1 protein-coding gene is annotated in these 1,105 nt (G+C 74.2%); it reads right to left on the bottom strand.

Translation table 11 applies throughout. The features are described 5' to 3' along the window. Positions 1-100: 100 nt before the first annotated feature. On the bottom strand, positions 101-1,105 hold a 1,005-nt coding region (locus O3Q52_RS53400), incomplete at its 5' end, for a heparinase II/III-family protein (protein WP_269655589.1).

The raw sequence follows: 1,105 nt of genomic DNA, 5'->3' as shown, positions 1-1,105 counted from the left end.
GGCTCCGCCTTGGTGCCCTGCGAACCGTCGCAGCCGGCCACCGTCAGCAGGGCCAGTGCCAGCGCTGCCGCCGCCGGCGCCCAGTGCCTCCTCTTGACGCTCACTCGTCCTCCCGGCCGCGGAACCTGAGCACAGTCGTGAACCCCTCCACGCCGTCGGCGAAGCCGGTGCCGACCAGCGTCGTGGCGGGTTCCTTGCGCCCGAAGCCGGGGGAGTACCAGCCCAGGGGCGGGTCGGTCTCGCCGCGATGCGACCGCCAGCTCAGCTGCCCGGGCAGGTCGAGCACCGCGGAGCGGTCCTCGCCGTCCCGGGTCCACGTGAGCACGGCCCGGTTGTCCGCCAGGTCCGCGGCGATCGCGGGGCCGAGGTGGAACGCCAGCCGCACGGCCCGGTGCGGGCCGTGTTGGCCGCGGACCTCGTCGACGATCCTCAACTCCTGGTTCGCGGCCGTCAGTTCCACCCGGCGGCGGTGCACGGAGGGCTGGTGACCGTCATGCTCGGCACACCAGCGGGCCGTCCCCCCGGCGGAGGCGTCGGACGTGTCCGCGACCAGGACGCGGCTGCGGGCATGCCGGGTCCACAGGAACGGGCCGCCGGAGACGGACTGGTCACTGCCGTCCAGTTGCAGGGTGTTGTGGCCGAGGGTCGAGCGGAAGTACTGCCGCCACTCGGGCTGCCCGTGGTAGCAGTACGTCCCCGGATCGGCGAGCACGTCGACCCCGTCGTGCCGGACCTCCACGGACAGCGCGTCCGCGTGGGCATGCGCGGCGATGGACAGGAAGCCGTGCGGGCCGCCGTCGCAGCGGCACCAGATCTTTTCCGGACCGCGCAGGATGGTCATGCCCGCGTCGGCGAAGTGGCCTGGTCGGCTTGCCGGGCGGGTCGCGGCCGGTGCGGTTCCGTTTTCCGCGTACGGCCGGATGAGCGCGGCCAGCAGCGGGGTGCGCACATCGGTGCCGGTCACCGCCGGCCACCAGGCGAGTCGGCCGAACACGGCGTCCCCGGTGGCCAGCAGCGAGGCCCAGCGGTCTGTGCCCGCGCCGTCCACGACCAGACCGTGCCCGTCGTCCGCGTCCCCCTGACGCGGGGGCCGTAGCCGGTTGTC

Source organism: Streptomyces sp. ActVer (genome assembly GCF_027270795.1).
Taxonomy (GTDB): Bacteria; Actinomycetota; Actinomycetes; order Streptomycetales; family Streptomycetaceae; genus Streptomyces; species Streptomyces umbrinus_A.
The sequence above is the reverse complement of the archived record's forward strand: the minus strand, read 5'-3'. Positions and strand labels throughout refer to the sequence as shown.